Source organism: Streptomyces sp. NPDC002690, assembly GCF_053592415.1.
In genome coordinates this window covers 1-3,674 of sequence record NZ_JBSFVR010000528.1, presented here as the reverse complement: position 1 = coordinate 3,674, position 3,674 = coordinate 1, and the positions used below count along the sequence as shown (strand labels likewise).

The 3,674-nt window shown below is 71.4% G+C and carries 2 protein-coding genes and 1 pseudogene; 2 read left to right on the top strand and 1 reads right to left on the bottom strand.

Features of this window, described 5'->3' with window-relative positions; genetic code table 11:
* Positions 1-96 precede the first annotated feature (96 nt).
* Positions 97-1,242: pseudogene (locus ACWD3D_RS34600) on the top strand (glycoside hydrolase family 2 TIM barrel-domain containing protein); the annotation flags it as partial.
* Between the two features lie 55 nt (positions 1,243-1,297).
* On the opposite strand, the gene ACWD3D_RS34595 reads toward ACWD3D_RS34600, so the two are convergent.
* Positions 1,298-3,070: an RICIN domain-containing protein gene (locus tag ACWD3D_RS34595; protein WP_451464653.1), complete on the bottom strand. Its 1,773-nt coding sequence runs from the start codon at positions 3,068-3,070 to the stop codon at positions 1,298-1,300.
* A gap of 300 nt (positions 3,071-3,370) precedes the next feature.
* On the opposite strand from ACWD3D_RS34595, the gene ACWD3D_RS34590 reads away from it, so the two are divergent.
* Complete coding sequence (locus ACWD3D_RS34590) at positions 3,371-3,622, top strand: hypothetical protein (RefSeq protein ID WP_451464652.1); 252 nt, start codon at positions 3,371-3,373, stop codon at positions 3,620-3,622.
* Positions 3,623-3,674 lie beyond the last annotated feature (52 nt).

The window sequence follows — 3,674 nt, the reverse complement described above, 5'->3', positions numbered from 1 at the left end:
CTTGTGCGGAGTCGACCGCGACCCCGCACAGTGTGGTGGGCACGGTGTAGTTCTTCGCGGCCGGCTCGTCGTCGGAGCATGCCGAGAGGCTGGAGCCGGGCCGAGGTGCGCGCCGACCTCGACCTCGCACCCCGGCTGCACCTCGCCCTCCCGGAGGACCGGCGCCGCGAGTGGAGCCCGGAGGACCCCTTCCTCTACGACCTGCGGCTCGAACTTCTCGACACGGAAGGCGAAGTGGCCGACAGCGTCGAGAGCTACGCCGGTCTGCGCTCCGTCGCGATCCGGGGCAAGGCCGTACTCCTCAACGGCCGCCCGCGCTTCCAGCGCCTCGTACTCGACCAGGGCTGGTATCCGGACGGCCTGATGACCGCGCCCACCGACGAGGCCCTCGTCCGCGACATCGAGCTCGCGATGGAGGCCGGCTTCAACGGGGCCCGGCTGCATCAGAAGGTCTTCGAGGAGCGCTTCCTCTACCACGCCGACCGGCTCGGATACCTCGTCTGGGGCGAGTTCGGCGACTGGGGCTGCGAGGTCGGCGGATCCTCCGGCGACAACCAGCGCCCCGACGCCTCCTTCGTCGCCCAGTGGCTCGAAGCCGTGGAACGCGACTACTCCCACCCCTCGATCGTCGGCTGGTGCCCGCTGAACGAGACCTACCAGAAGCTCCACGACCGCATCACCCAACTCGACGACGTGACCCGGGCGATGTTCCTCGCCACCAAGGCCATGGACACCTCGCGTCCCGTGATCGACGCCTCCGGCTACTCCCACCGGGTCCTGGAGACCGACGTCTACGACTCCCACACCTACGAACAGGATCCCGCCGCCTTCCGGGAGCTCGTCTCCGGACTCGCGAAGGGCGAGCCCTTCGTCAACACGTACGAGAACGGTGCCGACTACTCCCAGCCGTACCGGGGACAGCCGTACTTCGTCAGCGAGTTCGGCGGGATCTGGTGGGACCCCGAGGCCGCCGCCGGGCAGTCCGGCGCGGACCGCACGGTGTCCTGGGGCTATGGCGACCGGGTGCGTACCGAGGAGGAGTTCCACGAGCGCTTCGCCGGCCTCACCGGAGCCCTGCTCGACGACCCGGACATGTTCGGCTACTGCTACACCCAGTTGACCGACGTGTTCCAGGAACAGAACGGCGTCTACCGCTTCGACCGCGGCACCAAGCTCGACATCGCCCGTGTCCGGGAGGCCCAACTGCGGCCCGCCGCCTTCGAGGAGCCGGACGCCGGCTGACGGGCCCGGACGGACGGGTGCCCAGCCCTCTTCGGGGGCTGGGCACCCGCTTGTCTCAGACCCGCTGGAGTTGCCAGAGCTGAGGCTGCCGGCCGTTGCAGGTCCACTGCTGCACGTTGGCCCCCGCCGTACGCGAACCCTGGGCGACGTCCAGGCACTGGCCGGCGGACTTCACCACGAGGCGGTAGTAACCGCGCCCGGCGTTCTCCAGCCGCCAGTCCTGCGCCGCCAGCGCGTTGCAGTACCACTGCCGGACGTTCGCACCGGGGGTGGCGGAGCCGTTCTCCACGTCGAGGCAGTAACCGCTGTTCCCGGCGGTGAGCGTGAAGTACCCGGCGCCGTGGGCCCGCAGGACCCATTCCTGCGGGCCCAGGCCGTTGCAGGTCCACTGCTGGACGTTGCCGCCCGGGGCGCGGGAGTCGCCGGCCACGTCCAGGCAGTGCCCGCTGTTGGCGTTCACCAGCCGGTACCGCGCCCCGTCCACGACCCCGGCCGCGTCGCCGCTGCCGGTGAGCGAACCGGTCGCCACGTACGGACGGCAGACCGAGCCGTCCCAGTCCGTCGCGATCTCCAGCACCGTGCGCCCGTCGGCGGAGGGCAGCAGCGGAGAGCTGTAGTTCGGGCAGTACGTCGCGGTCGGAGCCGAGACCCGCACCGGGGCCTCGATCTCGTACCACGGGCCGGTGCCGTTCTCCGTGTTGGCCAGGATCGTGCGCCCGCTGTCCGCCGCGGGCGTGCCGTCACGGTTGAGGAGCTGCTGGCCGACGAGCAGGATCCGGCCGTTCGGCCCGCCGCCCGGCGCCGGAGCCCACGCGATGGTGGGCGCGGCGCGGAAGTACTTGCCGTCCACGGTCTCCGGGCGGTACCCCAGGGACGTGGGCGATCCCCAGTCCCAGCCGTCCGGAGAGGTGCGGTAGTGCACCACGCACTGGTACTGCCCGCCCGGATTGCAGATCTCGTAGCTCATCAGGTACGTGCCGTTCGGCAGCGTGCGCACCACGGGCATGCCGGGCCGGTCCGGCTGCCAGGCGCTGGCCACCGTGTCGCGGCGGTCCTGCCAGTGGATCCCGTCGTAACTGCGCGCGGCCGACAGCTTCTGCGCGTGGGCCGTATCGGTTTCGTCGGCGTAGTGGCAGACGAGAGCGCCGTCGGCGGCCACGGAGAACTCCGGTTCCCACAGCCCACCGGTCCCTGACGCGGTGGCGCAGGAGGAGAGGTAGGACCAGGTGCGGCCCACGTCACCGCTGCGCCAGACACGCAGAGCCATCCGCCGGTCCGGCTCGTCCTGCCCGGCCGAGGCGGCCCACAGCAGCGTGCCCGCCGGCAAGGACCCGACCTGCCGCGGAAGCTCGAACAGGGTGGAACAGCACAGACCCTGCCCGTTCGCCGACTCCGGGTCGGCGACCCTGCCCACCTGCCGGAAGGTGGCTCCGGCGTCGGTGCTCTCGTGGATGGCACCGATGCCGTTGTTCCCGTCGAAGGTCACCACGCTCGCGAGCACCCGGCCGTTGGCCCCGCCGCTGTGCTCCTGCCGGATGGCACGGGGGTAGAGGCCCGTACCGCTGCCCAGGGGTGTGCCGGTGGCCGAGAGGGAGGCCGCCGGGGGACCGGCTTCCGGGGGTGCGGAGGCGACGGGCCGTAGGGGGGCGGGTGCGGCCCACGCGCCGCCCGCGGTGAGCGCGACGCCCAGTACCGCGACCACGACCGCCACGACGGCGCGTACGTGCCGGTCGGCGCGGTGACCGCCGGCCGGGGAGACCGTGCGTGGAGTCCGGGCGGAGAGGGAGAAGGGGGTGCGGCGGGGCGGTCGACGTAAGGAAAAGAGCACGGGGTTCCTTCCTGAAGGCGTGGGGGCGCGACAGGGTGGCCTGCGGGTGCGGGCCGCGGCTGTCGTCTCTTCGGGTTCGTGCACGGGGGAGCGCCGATACGGGCAGCGGTGCACGAGAAGGGGGGCGAACCTGCTGACAGCGCCACGGTAAAGCGGTGTGTACATCGATGTAAATAGTGCGTGCGAACCGGCGGCTGCCCTCTTCCGTACGCGGCGCGTCGTGACCGCGTGCGCCGCGCCGGACGAACAGGCGTGTGCGGAACCGAGTTTCCGCCGGAGCGCCAGGGGCAGGCGACCGGCATGGACAGAATCGAAGAAGTCGTGGAGACACAGGGCAACCTGCACCATGTGGTGCTGGCGGCGGACACGAACGGTGACGGCAAGCCCGATGTGTGGATGACGGACACCACGGGGGACGGGGCCGCTGATCTGTACCAGTTCGACACCACGGGGGACGGTGAGGTCGACGTCACGATGGTGGAGCGCACGGAGACGGCCGGCCAGGACCGTGTCGTGGTCGAGGGCGACGGCGGCCACCCGGTGGAGGGCTGAGCACCCCTGCGCCGTCGCGGGAGACGTACGTGTGGGCCGACCCGGGTCGGCC